Source organism: Klebsiella grimontii (assembly GCF_042137965.1).
GTDB lineage: Bacteria > Pseudomonadota > Gammaproteobacteria > Enterobacterales > Enterobacteriaceae > Klebsiella > Klebsiella grimontii.
On record NZ_CP169721.1, the window covers coordinates 433,798 to 448,163 of the forward strand.

18 protein-coding genes are annotated in these 14,366 nt (G+C 55.0%); 13 read left to right on the plus strand and 5 right to left on the minus strand.

Annotated elements, in window-relative coordinates; genetic code table 11:
• Positions 1-7 precede the first annotated feature (7 nt).
• From ACE3MN_RS01950 to ACE3MN_RS01960, 3 genes are all read right to left on the minus strand, one after another.
• The gene (locus ACE3MN_RS01950; RefSeq protein ID WP_004125965.1) at positions 8-226 is read right to left on the minus strand and encodes a YheU family protein; all 219 of its coding nucleotides are present in this window, start codon (positions 224-226) and stop codon (positions 8-10) included.
• On the minus strand, positions 223-1,182 hold the full coding sequence (locus tag ACE3MN_RS01955) for a hydrolase (RefSeq protein WP_229295910.1): 960 nt from the start codon (positions 1,180-1,182) through the stop codon (positions 223-225). The genes ACE3MN_RS01950 and ACE3MN_RS01955 overlap by 4 nt, the downstream gene beginning before the upstream one ends.
• A 144-nt stretch (positions 1,183-1,326) precedes the next feature.
• A complete protein-coding gene (locus ACE3MN_RS01960; protein ID WP_102650210.1) occupies positions 1,327-2,046 on the minus strand; it encodes an NUDIX hydrolase in 720 nt (239 codons plus the stop codon).
• Between the two features lie 196 nt (positions 2,047-2,242).
• Here ACE3MN_RS01960 and prs point away from each other — a divergent pair, with 196 nt between their 5' ends.
• Positions 2,243-3,112, plus strand: a complete 870-nt coding sequence (prs, locus tag ACE3MN_RS01965) for a ribose-phosphate diphosphokinase (protein ID WP_049087549.1) — start codon at positions 2,243-2,245, stop codon at positions 3,110-3,112.
• 4 nt (positions 3,113-3,116) lie between these two features.
• Entirely contained in the window at positions 3,117-4,607 is a 1,491-nt protein-coding gene (locus ACE3MN_RS01970) for a nicotinate phosphoribosyltransferase (protein WP_004138401.1), read from the plus strand.
• Positions 4,608-4,668: 61 nt separating this feature from the next.
• Here ACE3MN_RS01970 and ACE3MN_RS01975 read toward each other — a convergent pair whose 3' ends face one another.
• Positions 4,669-6,573 carry an ABC transporter ATP-binding protein gene (locus tag ACE3MN_RS01975; protein ID WP_049087548.1) on the minus strand — a complete coding sequence of 635 codons (1,905 nt, stop codon included), beginning with the start codon at positions 6,571-6,573 and terminating at the stop codon, positions 4,669-4,671.
• Between the two features lie 175 nt (positions 6,574-6,748).
• Here ACE3MN_RS01975 and kefG point away from each other — a divergent pair, with 175 nt between their 5' ends.
• From kefG to slyD, 4 genes are all read left to right on the plus strand, one after another.
• Complete coding sequence (gene kefG, locus ACE3MN_RS01980) at positions 6,749-7,309, plus strand: glutathione-regulated potassium-efflux system ancillary protein KefG (protein ID WP_004138406.1); 561 nt, start codon at positions 6,749-6,751, stop codon at positions 7,307-7,309.
• Positions 7,296-9,101, plus strand: coding sequence for a glutathione-regulated potassium-efflux system protein KefB (gene kefB, locus ACE3MN_RS01985; protein WP_004125954.1), 1,806 nt, complete (start codon positions 7,296-7,298; stop codon positions 9,099-9,101). The genes kefG and kefB overlap by 14 nt, the downstream gene beginning before the upstream one ends.
• 11 nt (positions 9,102-9,112) lie before the next feature.
• Positions 9,113-9,313 (plus strand): YheV family putative zinc ribbon protein, encoded by a 201-nt coding sequence (locus tag ACE3MN_RS01990; protein ID WP_004106389.1) that lies wholly within the window; start codon positions 9,113-9,115, stop codon positions 9,311-9,313.
• A 94-nt stretch (positions 9,314-9,407) separates the two neighbouring features.
• The gene (gene slyD / locus ACE3MN_RS01995) at positions 9,408-9,995 is read left to right on the plus strand and encodes a peptidylprolyl isomerase (protein ID WP_004125951.1); all 588 of its coding nucleotides are present in this window, start codon (positions 9,408-9,410) and stop codon (positions 9,993-9,995) included.
• Between the two features lie 59 nt (positions 9,996-10,054).
• On the opposite strand, the gene ACE3MN_RS02000 is transcribed toward slyD, so the two are convergent.
• Complete coding sequence (locus tag ACE3MN_RS02000) at positions 10,055-10,273, minus strand: protein SlyX (protein WP_004106384.1); 219 nt, start codon at positions 10,271-10,273, stop codon at positions 10,055-10,057.
• A 222-nt stretch (positions 10,274-10,495) separates the two neighbouring features.
• Here ACE3MN_RS02000 and fkpA point away from each other — a divergent pair, with 222 nt between their 5' ends.
• The 7 genes from fkpA (at position 10,496) to rpsG (ending at position 14,308) form a co-directional block, all read left to right on the plus strand.
• On the plus strand, positions 10,496-11,314 hold the full coding sequence (gene fkpA, locus ACE3MN_RS02005) for an FKBP-type peptidyl-prolyl cis-trans isomerase (protein WP_004125943.1): 819 nt from the start codon (positions 10,496-10,498) through the stop codon (positions 11,312-11,314).
• A gap of 166 nt (positions 11,315-11,480) precedes the next feature.
• Positions 11,481-12,203 (plus strand): transcriptional regulator, encoded by a 723-nt coding sequence (locus ACE3MN_RS02010; RefSeq protein WP_004106380.1) that lies wholly within the window; start codon positions 11,481-11,483, stop codon positions 12,201-12,203.
• Positions 12,203-12,589: a sulfurtransferase complex subunit TusD gene (gene tusD, locus ACE3MN_RS02015; RefSeq protein WP_004138410.1), complete on the plus strand. Its 387-nt coding sequence runs from the start codon at positions 12,203-12,205 to the stop codon at positions 12,587-12,589. Before ACE3MN_RS02010 ends, tusD begins: the two co-directional genes overlap by 1 nt.
• A complete protein-coding gene (gene tusC / locus ACE3MN_RS02020; protein ID WP_049087547.1) occupies positions 12,589-12,948 on the plus strand; it encodes a sulfurtransferase complex subunit TusC in 360 nt (119 codons plus the stop codon). The genes tusD and tusC overlap by 1 nt, the downstream gene beginning before the upstream one ends.
• A 7-nt stretch (positions 12,949-12,955) precedes the next feature.
• Positions 12,956-13,243 (plus strand): sulfurtransferase complex subunit TusB, encoded by a 288-nt coding sequence (gene tusB / locus ACE3MN_RS02025; RefSeq protein WP_024359852.1) that lies wholly within the window; start codon positions 12,956-12,958, stop codon positions 13,241-13,243.
• 124 nt (positions 13,244-13,367) lie between these two features.
• Positions 13,368-13,742, plus strand: a complete 375-nt coding sequence (gene rpsL / locus ACE3MN_RS02030; protein ID WP_002920115.1) for a 30S ribosomal protein S12 — start codon at positions 13,368-13,370, stop codon at positions 13,740-13,742.
• A 95-nt stretch (positions 13,743-13,837) separates the two neighbouring features.
• Positions 13,838-14,308: a 30S ribosomal protein S7 gene (gene rpsG / locus ACE3MN_RS02035; protein ID WP_004106370.1), complete on the plus strand. Its 471-nt coding sequence runs from the start codon at positions 13,838-13,840 to the stop codon at positions 14,306-14,308.
• The last annotated feature ends 58 nt before the right edge of the window (positions 14,309-14,366 follow it).

Below are 14,366 nucleotides of genomic sequence, written 5' to 3' on the forward strand. Positions count from 1 at the left end.
TGCCGCCTTAGCCGTGAAACTGCTTGCGGGGCATAATGTTCACCGTCTCGTGCAGTTCTGACCACACCAGCACGGCTTCTCCGCTTTTCAACTGCTGTTTAACATCAGCGACTTTATCCGTCAGCGAACGTTCATGTTCACCATAATCGGTGCCTTCACGTAATACAAAACTTTCGATCAGGTTATCCAGCGTTTCGGGATCGAGATCTTGCCAGGGAATGATCATATTTGCGCTCCTAACCAACGGGTTAGCCAATCCGGAATTCTTTTTTCAAGCCACATTTCCGGCTTACGCAGCGTGCCGCCGACGAAACCCACGTGCCCGCCGTGCTCCGTGAGCTGATATTCGACATTCGCCGGCAGCTGTTCCTGCGGGGGAATCGAGTGGTGATCCATAAAGGGATCGTCCTTCGCGTGAATAATCAGCGTGGGCTTAGTGATATCGCTTAAGCGCGGCATGGCGCTACATTGGCGATAATAGTCCAGCGCATCGGCAAAGCCGTGGATCCTGGCCGTTATGCTATCGTCAAATTCGCGAATACGGCGCATGCTTTTTAGCTGGCGTAAATCGACGGGCAGAGAGCCGGGATAGGCTTTTAGCTTACGCGCGGCGTTGGCTTTCAGCAGGTTGAGCAGATAGCGCTGATAAACGCGGGAGAAACCTTTGTCCATATGATAGCTACAGGCCTCCAGCATAAACGGCGCCGAGACGATAACCGCGGCATCAACGGGAATTGCGTCGCCCTCTTTTGCCAGCAGGCAGCCCAGCATATTGCCCCCGAGCGAATATCCCACCGCGGCGGTGGGGGCCGTGCCGTACTCGCGCTGGAGCCAGCGCAGAAACCAGGAGCCATCTTCCGTTTCGCCCGAGTGGTAGATGCGGTTATTCCGGTTGGGTTCGCCGCTACAGCCGCGAAAGTGCATCACCACGCCCAGCCAGCCGCGCTGCATGGCCGCATGGATAAGTCCGTGGGCGTAAGGGCTGTGCAGGCTGCCCTCCAGGCCATGAAACACCACCAGGCGTGGTTTATGACGCGCCTGCGAAGGGTCTTCGCTCCACGCCAGATCGATAAAGTCGCCGTCCGGCAATTCCAGACGCTGCCAGTGGGGAGTAAAGCGGAGTTTGCGACGGATTAGCCGCGGCAACATGGTTTGCAAATGACGATTGCCTACGCCGCGCATCGGATGAAACTGATGCGAGTCGTCTTCAGGGGGCGTCATTTCTGTAGGAGTGATATCAACCATAGCACCAGAGCAATAAATAATCTTTATAACATACTATACCGCGCATGAAGTACGCAGGTTAGCCCATATGTGGCCTTGCGGCTAATCGGTCAGCAGGTTACGTGAAAAGAGATGAAAATCGACGCCGGGTTTACGCCGCCATAGCCGCGCTTTGCGCGCGCCGGTTGCCGCTGTTTCCCCGGTCTCTTCAAACATTCCGGAGGCTTCGAAGCGGCGAATCAGGCTTTTGCGTTGAATCGGCTGACCAAGGATGATTTCCGTGGCTTCCAGCAGCTGACCATGGGTAAAGGTCTCCGGCAGACAGTAAACCGGCAGTAAAGAGTACATCGTTTTTTGGCGTAAGCGGTGCAGACCGGCGTCGATGATCTTTTGATGATCGAAAGCCAGCGAATAGCTATCCAACTGCGCCACCGGCACCCAGCGGGCATCGCTGACGCTGGCGATATGCGGCTGACAATCTACCCATGAGATTAACGCAAACCAGGCGATAGTCAGGCTCCAGCCGCGCGGATCGCGATCCGGCCCGGAAAAGGTGTCGAGCTGCTCCAGCCATGACGGTGAAATCCCGGTTTTTTCCGTGAGCTTACGTAGCGCCGTGGCGCGGGTTGAATCATCGTGCGCCAGATCGATAAAGCCGCCGGGTAGCCCCCACGCCCCCTGCTGCGGCGGATGAGCGCGCTCAACCAGCAGAACGCATAGCGCCCCTTCATACAGGGTAAACAGGACGCTATCGACGGTCACCAGCGGCGAGGGAAAGCGGCTGGCATCGTATTGGCTGAGGTATTCGGCATCGGTGGTCATAGAGCGCTCGCAGCGGAAAAGAACGCTGACAAGTGTACCAGCCCCTTCCTGAGCAGCAAGTCTCTATTTTTGTTATTATTTTTCAATAGCCTAATCCATTTTTCCGCTTAAATGACATTTAACACTTGCATCATATGTGTCTTAGGGACATTATTGATTGTGTCTTAGAGACACAATTTAATGAGCGGAGGTCACCATGAGCGAAAAATTTACCCTGGAACTGGATGATGAGGCGTTTACGCTTGCCAGCGGCGTCTTTCCCGATGGCGCTGTGTGGCTGAAGGTGACCGATCAATTACCGCCTTCCGCCCGTTTGATGCGCATCCGGGCGGTTACTCTGCGCGATATGAACGATTTTATGCTGCTGGCGCAGCTGGTGGAGGCCGTGCGTCATGTTACCGACGTGGCGTTTAGCCATCTGGAACTGCCGTGGCTGCCGTGGGCGCGTCAGGATCGCCATATGGTGCCGGGAGACAGCTTTGCTCTGAAGGTCTTCGCTCGGCAGCTTAATACCCTTGGCTTTGACAAAGTCGTGGTGCTTGACCCGCATAGCGATGCCGCGGCGGCGGCAGTCAATAATATGGTTGCGGTTGCCCAGCAGCACTGTCTTCTGCAGAGCGCCGTTCTGCGTCAGGCTATTGCTACCGGGGAGCTGATGCTGGTGGCGCCGGATGCCGGCGCGCTCAAGAAGATTCACCCTGTGGCTAAAGCCTGCGGCGCCGGAGAGTTCGCGATCCTCGGTAAAGAGCGTGACCTTGCCAGCGGCGCGTTAACCAGTTTTTCCCTGCTGGCCGGTGATGTCGCGGGGAAAGCGGTGCTTATTGTTGACGACCTGTGCGACGCTGGCGGCACCTTTATCGGCTCGGCGCAGGTGCTGCGCGAGGCGGGCGCCCGCAGCGTGAGTCTGTACGTCACCCACGGTATTTTTTCCAAAGGCGTAGAGCATCTGTTGAATAACGGCATCGATGCCGTTTACGCCACCACCTCTTTGACTTCTCCTGCCCTGGCTCACCCGCAGCTGGAGCTTATCGATATAGACGCTATCTACCGCGCACATTGGGGATAATATGATGAAAATAAATCCGATTCTGGCTATTGATGGTTATAAAGTTTCCCATCGCGTGCAGTATCCGCAGGGGACTACGAAGGTCTACTCAAACTTTACTCCGCGCAGCGATCGTTTTTTCCAGTCGCCGCAGGCCGACGGCAAGCTGGTATTTTTCGGCCTGCAGGGGTTTCTGCAGTGGTTCCTGGTCGATCTGTTTAACGAGGCGTTTTTCGCCCGCCCGGAAGAGGAGGTCGTCAACGAGTATAAGCAGGTGATGGACGGCTATCTGGGGCGCGATACGGTTGGGGTGGAGCCTGTTCGTGCTCTGCATCGGCTTGGCTATTTACCGCTGCATATCAAAGCGCTCGATGAAGGTACCAAGGTGCCGATGAAAGTACCGGTGCTGACCATCACCAATACGCAACCTGAGTTCTTCTGGCTGGTGAACTATCTGGAGACGGTGCTTTCGGCGGAGCTGTGGAAAGCGTCAACCAACGCGACCATTGCCCACCACTATCGCCTGATTTGCGAACGCTGGGCGGAGAAAACCTGTAGCGATCTGACGCACCTTGATTTCCAATGTCACGACTTTTCGTTTCGGGGGATGTCCGGGCTGCACGACACTGCGCAGTCGGGCTGCGGACATCTGGCCAGTTTCAAAGGTACCGATAGCCTGCCTTCGCTGCTGTATGCCCGGGATTATTACACTCGCGGTGAAGATGAGCTTATCGGCGCCAGCATTCCGGCCACGGAACACAGCGTGATGTGTATGGGCGAGCGCGAGCGGGAAATTGAAACCTTTCGCCGGCTGATTACCGAAGTCCACCCGCAGGGTTTCGTCTCTATCGTCTCGGATACCTGGGATTACTGGCAGGTGCTGACCGAATACACCCGCGAGCTGAAGGCGATAATTATGCGGCGCCAGGGGCGAGTCGTATTCCGTCCGGACAGCGGCGATCCGGTGGCTATTCTGTGCGGAACGGCGGCTGACGACGACACCCGCAGCGAGCGCAGCGCCGAGGAGAAAGGCTCCGTTGAAGTACTGTGGGAAATCTTCGGCGGTACGATTAACGAAAAAGGATACAAGGTACTGGATCCGCATGTCGGCCTGATTTACGGCGATTCCATTACTCTCGCCAGAGCGGATGAGATCCTGCGTCGCCTGGAAGCGAAAGGCTTTGCCAGCGCTAACGTGGTGTTCGGCGTGGGTTCCTTTACCTACCAGTACAACACCCGCGATACCTTCGGCTTCGCGATGAAGGCGACCTGGGGGGAGGTGAACGGCGAGGGAAGAGCCCTCTTTAAGGAGCCGAAAACCGATAATGGCCTCAAACGTTCGGCGCGTGGTCTGCTGCGCGTGGAACGCGACGCCGTGGGGGAACTGCAGCTGTACGATGGGCAAACGCTGGAGCAGGAGCAGCAGGGCGAGTTAAAAACGCGCTTTCTGGATGGCAAGCTGTACGGCTATGCCTCGCTGTCGCAGATCCGCGCCCGGCTGGCGGCGCAGCGTTAAGCGGCGGGGAGTGGGATTAAAAAAGGCGGGCGTTCCCGCCTTTTGGTACTGCATCATGCCGTTAGCCTTCCTGGAGCATCTGCTCCAGCTGTTCCTGGGCATCCAGCCAGGCCATCTCACACTCTTCCAGCCCGGACTTCGCGCTAGCCTGCTGCTGTAAACACGCGGTGAGTTCCGCTTTGCGGCTTTGATCGTATAATTCGCTGTCGCCCAGCTTCTCTTCCGCCTGCGCCAGCTGCGCGTTGAACTTCTCCATCTCTTTTTCCAGGCGGGCAATCTCTTTGCGCAGCGGTTGGGTTTGCGTACGCAGCTCGGCTTCCCGGCGTTTCTGATCTTTACGCGCCTGGGCGCTGTTGCCGTTTTCCTTCGGCTCTTCTGAGGCCTGGTTTTCCTGTTTTTGCGTGTCGCTCAGCCACTGCTGGTAGTCTTCAAGATCGCCGTCGAAAGGTTCGACTTTGCTATCGTGCACCAGATAAAGGTCGTCGGTGGTGGAGCGAATCAGATGGCGGTCGTGCGAAACCACCACCAGCGCGCCTTCAAAATCGATTAACGCTTCGGTTAGCGCCTGACGCATATCGAGATCGAGGTGGTTGGTGGGTTCATCAAGCAGCAGCAGATTTGGCCGTTGCCAGACGATTAACGCCAGCACCAGGCGCGCTTTCTCGCCGCCGGAGAAACGCTGCGTCTGTTCGTTGACCTTATCGCTCTGGAAGCCGAAACCGCCCAGATAGTCGCGCAGTTTCTGCTCTAACTCCTGCGGCGCGAGGCGGGCAAGATGCTGCAGCGGGGATTCATCCGCGCGCAGGAATTCCAGCTGATGCTGAGCGAAGTAACCAAGCTTGATGCCTTTCGCCAGACCAATCTCACCGTGCAGCGGCTGTAGCTCACCGGCCAGCAGTTTAATCAGCGTCGATTTACCGGCGCCGTTGCGCCCCAGCAGACCAATGCGCGAACCGGGAACCAGATTCAGCTTGATTGAGTCGAGAATCACCCGCTCTCCATAGCCGGCGCTAACCTTTTCCATCTTCAGCAGCGGATTGGGCAGGCTTTCCGGCGCGCGGAAGCTAAAGTGGAACGGGTTATCCACGTGGGCAGGCGCGATGAGCTCCATGCGCTCAAGCATTTTGATACGGCTTTGCGCCTGTTTAGCTTTGGTGGCTTTAGCGCGAAAACGGTCGATGTAGCTCTGCAAATGCGCGACGCGCAGCTGCTGGCTTTCGTACATCGACTGTTGCTGCGAAAGACGGGTCGCGCGCTGCACTTCAAATGAGCTGTAGTTGCCGGTGTACTCGAACATCGTTTGCTGTTCGATATGGATAATTTTGTCGACGATCGGATCGAGAAAGTCGCGATCGTGGGAGATCAGAATCAGGGTCCCCGGGTAGCCTTTGAGCCACTTCTCCAGCCAGATGACCGCGTCGAGATCGAGGTGGTTCGTCGGTTCATCAAGCAGCAGCAGATCGGAACGGCAAATCAGCGCCTGAGCGAGGTTAAGGCGCATACGCCAGCCGCCGGAAAAGTCGCTCACCGGTCTTTCAAGCTGTTCGTTGCTGAAACCGAGTCCGTGGAGCAGGCTGGCCGCGCGTGAGCGGATGGTCCAGGCGTCGATGGCGTCCAGCTTACCGTGTACCGTCGCGATGGCGTGACCGTCATTGCGTTCGTTGGCCGCGTGCAGATCCGCCTCCAGCTTGCGGAATTCGCGATCGCCATCAATAACATAGTCAATAGCCGGCTGCGCAAGCGCAGGTGTTTCCTGGTTAACCCAGGCCAGCTGCCAGCTGCCGGGGAAGGTCATCGAGCCGCCGTCGGCGCTAATCTCGTTTTTCAAAAGCGAAAGCAGCGTGGATTTACCGCAGCCGTTTTTACCCACCAGGCCGACTTTTTGCCCTGGGTTGATGGTAGCGGTGGCGTTGTCCAGCAGGACGCGTACGCCGCGACGAATTTGTAAGGAGGAGAAAACAATCATAAGGCGCCGTATGTTCTGACTATGTTAATTTGTCATTATGATAATGTAGTGTGGAGCGAATCGCTCAACCGGGCCGCAATGGTAGCCCAAAATGAAGATGATACACAAAGTCATTCTGGTTGCGTCGGGACGCAGCCGCTGCACAGGCCGCCAGAAGACGTTCGGGAGGGGAAAGATGTCTCAGACAGCGAAAGTTTTGCTGCTGTATGCCCACCCAGAATCTCAGGATTCCGTGGCCAACCGGGTTTTGCTTGAACCGGCCTTACAGTTGTCGAATGTGACCGTGCACGATCTCTACGCGCACTATCCGGATTTTTTTATTGATATCGCCTGGGAGCAGGATCTCCTGCGCCAGCATGAGGTGATTGTTTTCCAGCATCCGCTCTATACCTGGAGCTGCCCGGCGCTGATGAAAGAGTGGCTGGACAGGGTGCTCAGCCGCGGCTTCGCCAGCGGGGCGGGAGGGAATCAGCTGGCGGGAAAGTACTGGCGTAGCGTCATTACTACCGGCGAGCCGGAGAGCGCCTACCGGCGCGATGCCCATCGTTATCCGATGAATGACATTCTCCGCCCTTTTGAATTGACTGCCGGCATGTGCCGTATGCACTGGATGAGCCCGATTATCGTCTACTGGGCGCGTCGGCAATCTCCCGAAGACCTGAAAAGCCGCGCTCGCGCCTACCGCGATTGGCTGGCTAATCCTGTAACGGCTGGAGGTCCAAATGGCGGGAGCTGATTTACTGCTGGCCGGGGTGTTATTTCTGTTTGCCGCCGTGGTGGCGGTACCGCTGGCGGCGAGGCTGGGTATTGGCGCCGTACTGGGGTATCTGCTGGCCGGTATCGCCATCGGCCCCTGGGGATTAGGGTTCATCAGCGATGTGGATGAAATTCTTCACTTCTCAGAATTAGGCGTCGTCTTTCTGATGTTTATCATCGGACTGGAGCTGAATCCGTCCAAACTGTGGCGGCTGAGAAGCTCCATTTTCGGCGTCGGGGCCGCTCAGGTCGCCTTCAGCGCGCTCATTCTTGGCGGTTTGCTTATGTTGAGCGACTTCTCATGGCGCGCTGCGGTGGTCGGCGGGATTGGGCTGGCGATGTCTTCCACCGCGATGGCGCTGCAGCTGATGCGTGAGAAGGGCATGAGCCGCAGCGAATCCGGACAGCTGGGTTTCTCCGTATTGCTGTTTCAGGATCTGGCCGTGATCCCGGCCCTGGCGCTGGTTCCATTGCTTGCGGGTTCTGGTGACGACCATTTTAACTGGCTCACCATAGGGATGAAGGTATTGGCTTTCGGCGGAATGCTGGTCGGCGGGCGTTATCTGCTGAGGCCGGTATTTCGTTTTATCGCCGGATCCGGCGTGCGGGAAGTCTTCACCGCCGCGACGCTACTGCTGGTGCTCGGATCGGCTTTGTTTATGGATGCGCTCGGTTTGTCGATGGCGCTGGGGACCTTTATCGCCGGCGTTCTGCTGGCAGAGAGTGAGTATCGCCACGAGCTGGAAATCGCCATCGATCCGTTTAAAGGGCTTCTCCTCGGTCTGTTCTTTATTTCCGTTGGCATGGCGCTGAATCTTGGAGTGCTTTATACCCATTTGCTGTGGGTAGTGGTCAGCGTCGCAGTGCTGGTGACGGTAAAAGGTCTCGTCCTGTATCTTCTGGCGCGGGTATACGGCCTGCGCAGTTCGGAACGGGTGCAGTTTGCCGGCGTGCTGAGCCAGGGAGGGGAATTCGCCTTTGTGCTGTTTTCACTCCCCGCTTCGCTTCGTCTGTTTCAAAACGATCAGATGGCCCTGTTGCTGGTGACGGTGACGTTGTCGATGATGACCACGCCGCTGCTGATGACGCTCATCGATAAAGTGCTTTCGCGGCGATTGAATCAACCCGAAGAAGAGGGTGAGGCGCCGTGGGTTGAAGATGACAAACCGCAGGTCATTATCGTGGGTTTTGGTCGTTTCGGTCAGGTGATCGGCCGTCTGCTGATGGCGAACAAAATGCGTATCACGGTACTGGAGCGCGATATCAGCGCGGTCAATCTGATGCGTAAATATGGCTATAAAGTCTATTTTGGCGATGCGACGCAGCTGGAGCTCCTGCGCTCAGCGGGAGCCGAAGACGCGCAGTCGATCGTAATTACCTGTAACGAGCCGGAAGATACCATGAAGCTGGTGGAGATGTGTCAACAACACTTTCCACATCTGCATATTCTGGCGCGAGCGCGGGGACGCGTTGAGGCCCATGAGCTGCTGCAGGCGGGAGTGGCGCAATTTTCTCGCGAAACCTTCTCCAGCGCGCTGGAGCTGGGACGAAAAGCGCTGATCTCGCTGGGTATGCATCCCCATCAGGCGCAGCGCGCTCAACTGCACTTTCGGCGCCTTGATATGCGGATGCTGCGCGAGTTAATGCCGGTGCATAGTGATACCCTGCAGATATCCCGCGTGCGGGAAGCCAGACGCGAGCTGGAGGAGATCTTTCAGCGTGAGATGCAAAAAGAGAGCAGGCAGTTAGACGGCTGGGATGAATTTGAATAAAGGTAAATGATATGGCTGTGCGTAAACGTTTTATTGCCGGTGCGAAATGTCCGGCGTGCCAGGCTCAGGATTCACTGGCGATGTGGCGTGAGAATAATGTCGATATTGTTGAGTGCGTTAAGTGCGGGCACCAGATGCGTGAGGCGGATAAAGAGGTTCGCGAGCATGTTCGCAAAGAAGAGCAAGTGATAGGCATTTTTCATCCGGACTAGCGTTATCTATCGGCTTTTTTTAAGCTAGAGGGTACACGGCTGCAGAATTCCGCTACAATCTGCGCCACTATTCTTCCCATGCTCAGGAGATATCATGAAAGTAGCAAAAGACCTGGTGGTCAGCCTGGCCTATCAGGTACGTACAGAAGACGGTGTGTTGGTTGATGAGTCTCCGGTAAGCGCGCCGCTTGACTACCTGCATGGTCACGGTTCCCTGATTTCCGGCCTGGAAAACGCGCTGGACGGCCACGACGTAGGCGACAAATTTGACGTCGAAGTCGGCGCTAACGACGCGTACGGTCAGTACGACGAAAACCTGGTTCAGCGCGTACCTAAAGATGTATTTATGGGCGTTGATGAGCTGCAGGTGGGCATGCGCTTCCTGGCGGAAACCGATCAGGGTCCGGTACCGGTAGAAATCACCGAAGTGGGTGACGAACACGTTGTTGTTGACGGTAACCACATGCTGGCTGGTCAGAATCTGAAGTTCAACGTTGAAGTCGTCGCGATTCGCGAAGCAACGGCGGAAGAGCTGGAGCATGGTCATGTACACGGTGCTCACGGCCACGATCATGGCCACGACCACGATCACGACGGTTGCTGCGGCGGTCACGGCCATGACCATGGCCACGAACACGGCAAAGGCGGTTGCGGCGGTAACGGCGGCTGCGGTTGTCATTAATTCCGCTACGCTCGCGTTGCGGAATAGAAAAAAGCGGGGAGACCCGCTTTTTTTACGTCTTAATAATGCGGAGGAGGCGTTTCTTCCGCCTGTGAAGCCATGTGGGATGGCTGAGTCGCTTTCAATTTTTCCACCATCAGGCGCATATGTTCGCGCATCCTTGCCATTTCTATCTCGTGGGCGGTGACGGTTTTGTTGAGGTCTTCAATAGTGATTTCCTGAAACGCCAGTCTGCTCTCCAGCTCCGCAAGGCGAGTCTCTAAAGTGCTATCGTGCATGAGTAACCTCTTCTGTCTTATCCTGCGGGCGGATTCTACTGAAGTTTCAGCATCCGCGCAGCATCGTTACGTCTGACGGGAAACTAATTCATACAAAAATAGTCTGAAATGAGGCGATATTCAGGTACGTCTGTATGTTGATTTGTTCTGCAACGTTCTATAGTACGTTTTTTGTTTTTTACGATAACCCTGGGGTGAGATGCCCCGGCCCTGGAGAAATGGATGAAATCACTGTTTAAAGTAACGCTGCTGGCGACCACAATGGCCGTCGCCCTGAATGCACCGCTGAGCTTCGCTGCTGAGACGACAGCGAAAGCGGCACCCGCAACGGACAGCAAATCGGCATTCAAAAATGACGATCAGAAATCTGCTTATGCGCTGGGTGCATCGCTGGGACGTTACATGGAAAACTCCCTGAAAGAACAAGAAAAACTGGGCATCAAATTAGATAAAGATCAGCTGATCGCCGGTGTTCAGGACGCTTTTGCTGATAAGAGCAAACTGTCCGATCAGGAGATCGAACAGACTCTGCAGACGTTTGAAACCCGCGTAAAAACGGCTGCTCAGCAGAAAATGGAAAAAGACGCATCTGAGAATGAAGCGAAAGGCAAAGCTTACCGTGACGCCTTTGCGAAAGAGAAAGGCGTGAAAACCTCTAAATCTGGCCTGCTCTACAAAGTCGAAAAAGCGGGTACCGGTGAAGCGCCGAAAGACAGCGATACCGTTGTGGTTAACTACAAAGGTACGCTTATCGACGGTAAAGAGTTTGATAACTCCTACACCCGCGGCGAGCCGCTTTCCTTCCGCCTGGACGGCGTGATCCCAGGCTGGACCGAAGGCCTGAAGAACATCAAGAAAGGCGGTAAAATCCAGCTGGTCATTCCACCGGATCTGGCTTACGGCAAAACCGGCGTACCGGGCATCCCGGCGAACTCTACTCTGGTATTTGATGTAGAGCTGCTGGATATTAAACCGGCCCCGAAAGCGGATGCCAAGCCTGAAGCAGCCGCTGAAGCCCCTGCCGCTGACGCTAAGAAGTAATCGGTTTTAAGCCGCCGCCTCCAGGGGCGGCGGCTTTTTTATTGCGGGCAGATATAATTAAAACTGGAAAGAACCTCAGGCGCTGTATTACTTTAGATAGATTAATAATGATGATGAGCCTGCCCTGACGATAACGACAGGCTCCTGAAAAGGAGTGCTTTTTTTCATGTCCAGGTCGCTTTTAACCAACGAGACCAGTGAGCTTGATTTACTGGATCAACGTCCTTTTGACCAGACCGACTTCGATATCCTCAAATCCTATGAAGCGGTAGTGGACGGGTTAGCGATGCTCATCGGTTCCCACTGTGAAATCGTATTGCACTCATTGCAGGACTTAAAATGTTCCGCTATTCGTATCGCCAACGGTGAACACACCGGCCGACAAATCGGCTCGCCAATTACCGACCTTGCGCTGCGCATGCTGCACGATATGACTGGAGCCGATAGCAGCGTTTCCAAATGCTATTTTACCCGCGCAAAAAGCGGTGTGCTGATGAAATCGGTCACAATCGCCATCCGCAACCGTGACCATCGGGTTATCGGCCTGCTGTGCATCAACATGAATCTTGATGTGCCGTTCTCACAAATAATGAGCACCTTTATTCCGCCGGAAACGACGGAGGTAAACTCGCAGGTCAACTTTGCTTCATCGGTTGACGATCTGGTTGCCCAGACGCTTGAGTTCACAATTGAAGAGGTGAACGCTGACCGTAACGTTTCTAACAACGCCAAAAATCGGCAGATCGTCCTGAACCTCTATGAGAAAGGGATCTTTGATATCAAGGATGCCATTAACCAGGTAGCCGATCGGCTGAACATCTCTAAGCACACGGTTTATCTCTACATTCGTCAGTTCAAAAGCGGAGATTTCCAGGGGCTGGATAAATAATGCGCTTTGCCATTACGGTGACGGGCCCCGCTTACGGTACCCAGCAGGCCAGCAGCGCATTACAGTTTGCCCGCGCCGTTTTGCAGGAGGGGCACGAGCTGCTTAGCATTTTTTTCTATCGTGAAGGCGTCTACAACGCGAATCAGCTTACGGCACCCGCCAGCGACGAGTTTGATCTGGTTCGGGCCTGGCAGGCGCTGCATGAGGAACACGCTGTTTCCTTGCATATCTGTGTAGCCGCAGCTTTACGCCGTGGAATCACTGATGAACAAGAGGCCCGGCAGCTGAGTTTGCCTGCGCATAATTTGCAGCCGGGTTTTACCTTGAGTGGCTTGGGCGCGCTGGCGGAAGCCGCGTTAACCTGCGATCGCATGGTGCAGTTCTGATGAAACGCGTAGCCTTTATTTTTTCGTCTGCGCCCCATGGTTCAGCATCGGGCAGGGAAGGGCTGGATGCCCTGCTGGCAACCTCAGCCCTGACGGAAGAGATCGGCGTATTCTTCGTGGGCGATGGCGTATTTCAGCTGCTTTCAGAGCAGCGCCCTGCCGCGGTGCTGGCGCGCGACTATATCTCTACCTTCAAACTCTTATCGCTATACGATATCGAACAGTGCTGGATTTGCGCTGCTTCAGCACGGGAGCGCGGCCTGAATTCTGCTACGCCGTGGGTCGTTGACGGTGAATGGCTGGAGCCAGAGGCTCTGCGCGCCCGGCTTGATGATTTTAACGTGATACTGCGTTTCTGAGGCCTGAATGCTCCATACGCTAAGCACTTCCCCCTGGCACGCTGATATGGCGACGATGCGCCGTTTGATAAAAGAGGGTGACGATCTTCTCCTGCTGTCGGACGGCGTTATCGCCGCCATCGCGGAAGGGCGTTTCCTTGAAATCCTGCAATCTGCCCCCATTTCTATCTACGCTCTGCAAGAAGATATCGAAGCCCGCGGGCTGGCTGGTCAAATTGCGGACAGCGTCATCAGGGTTAGCTATACTGAGTTCGTCAGACTGACCGTCAAACATGCGGGTCAGTTGGCCTGGTAATGGCGGGATTGTTGTATATTTCTTGACACCTTTTCGGCACCGCCCTAAAATTCTGCGTCCTCATATTATATGAGGCGATTTATTACGTGTTTACGAAGCAAAAGCTAAAACCAGGAGCTATTTAATGGCAACAATTAACCAGCTGGTACGCAAACCACGCGCGCGCAAAGTTGCAAAGAGCAACGTGCCGGCGCTGGAAGCCTGCCCGCAGAAACGTGGCGTATGTACTCGTGTATATACCACCACTCCTAAGAAACCTAACTCCGCACTGCGTAAAGTTTGCCGTGTGCGTCTGACTAACGGTTTCGAAGTCACCTCCTACATCGGTGGTGAAGGTCACAACCTGCAGGAGCACTCCGTGATCCTGATCCGTGGCGGTCGTGTTAAAGACCTTCCGGGTGTTCGTTACCACACCGTTCGTGGTGCGCTTGACTGCTCCGGCGTTAAAGACCGTAAGCAAGCTCGCTCCAAGTATGGCGTGAAGCGTCCTAAGGCTTAATGGTTCTCCGTTAAGTAAGGCCAAACGTTTTATATTAATGTCAAACTAAACTCTTAGAGTTTTGGACAATCCTGAATTAACAACGGAGTATTTCCATGCCACGTCGTCGCGTCATTGGTCAGCGTAAAATCCTGCCGGATCCTAAGTTCGGATCAGAACTGCTGGCTAAATTTGTAAATATCCTGATGGTAGATGGTAAAAAATCTACTGCAGAAGCAATCGTATACAGCGCGCTGGAGACCCTGGCTCAGCGCTCTGGTAAAAATGAACTGGAAGCTTTCGAAGTCGCTCTCGACAACGTGCGCCCGACTGTAGAAGTTAAGTCTCGCCGCGTTGGTGGTTCTACTTATCAGGTTCCAGTTGAAGTCCGTCCGGTTCGTCGTAATGCTCTGGCAATGCGTTGGATCGTTGAAGCTGCTCGTAAACGTGGTGATAAATCCATGGCTCTGCGTCTGGCGAACGAACTCTCTGATGCTGCAGACAACAAAGGTACTGCAGTTAAGAAACGTGAAGACGTTCACCGTATGGCAGAAGCCAACAAGGCGTTCGCACACTACCGTTGGTAATCCCTTCGGAGTCATAGTCACCAGACGGGCGCTTCAGGTAAGTCGCCCGTTTTGGATA

Bases quoted from the DNA above. Each gene is read 5' to 3' on its own strand.
- ACE3MN_RS01950 (WP_004125965.1), bottom strand. From the start codon at position 226: ATGATCATTCCCTGGCAAGATCTCGATCCCGAAACGCTGGATAACCTG.
- ACE3MN_RS01955 (WP_229295910.1), bottom strand. From the start codon at position 1,182: ATGCGCGGCGTAGGCAATCGTCATTTGCAAACCATGTTGCCGCGGCTA.
- ACE3MN_RS01960 (WP_102650210.1), bottom strand. From the start codon at position 2,046: ATGACCACCGATGCCGAATACCTCAGCCAATACGATGCCAGCCGCTTT.
- prs (WP_049087549.1), top strand. From the start codon at position 2,243: ATGAGCGAAAAATTTACCCTGGAACTGGATGATGAGGCGTTTACGCTT.
- ACE3MN_RS01970 (WP_004138401.1), top strand. From the start codon at position 3,117: ATGAAAATAAATCCGATTCTGGCTATTGATGGTTATAAAGTTTCCCAT.
- ACE3MN_RS01975 (WP_049087548.1), bottom strand. From the start codon at position 6,573: ATGATTGTTTTCTCCTCCTTACAAATTCGTCGCGGCGTACGCGTCCTG.
- kefG (WP_004138406.1), top strand. From the start codon at position 6,749: ATGTCTCAGACAGCGAAAGTTTTGCTGCTGTATGCCCACCCAGAATCT.
- kefB (WP_004125954.1), top strand. From the start codon at position 7,296: ATGGCGGGAGCTGATTTACTGCTGGCCGGGGTGTTATTTCTGTTTGCC.
- ACE3MN_RS01990 (WP_004106389.1), top strand. From the start codon at position 9,113: ATGGCTGTGCGTAAACGTTTTATTGCCGGTGCGAAATGTCCGGCGTGC.
- slyD (WP_004125951.1), top strand. From the start codon at position 9,408: ATGAAAGTAGCAAAAGACCTGGTGGTCAGCCTGGCCTATCAGGTACGT.
- ACE3MN_RS02000 (WP_004106384.1), bottom strand. From the start codon at position 10,273: ATGCACGATAGCACTTTAGAGACTCGCCTTGCGGAGCTGGAGAGCAGA.
- fkpA (WP_004125943.1), top strand. From the start codon at position 10,496: ATGAAATCACTGTTTAAAGTAACGCTGCTGGCGACCACAATGGCCGTC.
- ACE3MN_RS02010 (WP_004106380.1), top strand. From the start codon at position 11,481: ATGTCCAGGTCGCTTTTAACCAACGAGACCAGTGAGCTTGATTTACTG.
- tusD (WP_004138410.1), top strand. From the start codon at position 12,203: ATGCGCTTTGCCATTACGGTGACGGGCCCCGCTTACGGTACCCAGCAG.
- tusC (WP_049087547.1), top strand. From the start codon at position 12,589: ATGAAACGCGTAGCCTTTATTTTTTCGTCTGCGCCCCATGGTTCAGCA.
- tusB (WP_024359852.1), top strand. From the start codon at position 12,956: ATGCTCCATACGCTAAGCACTTCCCCCTGGCACGCTGATATGGCGACG.
- rpsL (WP_002920115.1), top strand. From the start codon at position 13,368: ATGGCAACAATTAACCAGCTGGTACGCAAACCACGCGCGCGCAAAGTT.
- rpsG (WP_004106370.1), top strand. From the start codon at position 13,838: ATGCCACGTCGTCGCGTCATTGGTCAGCGTAAAATCCTGCCGGATCCT.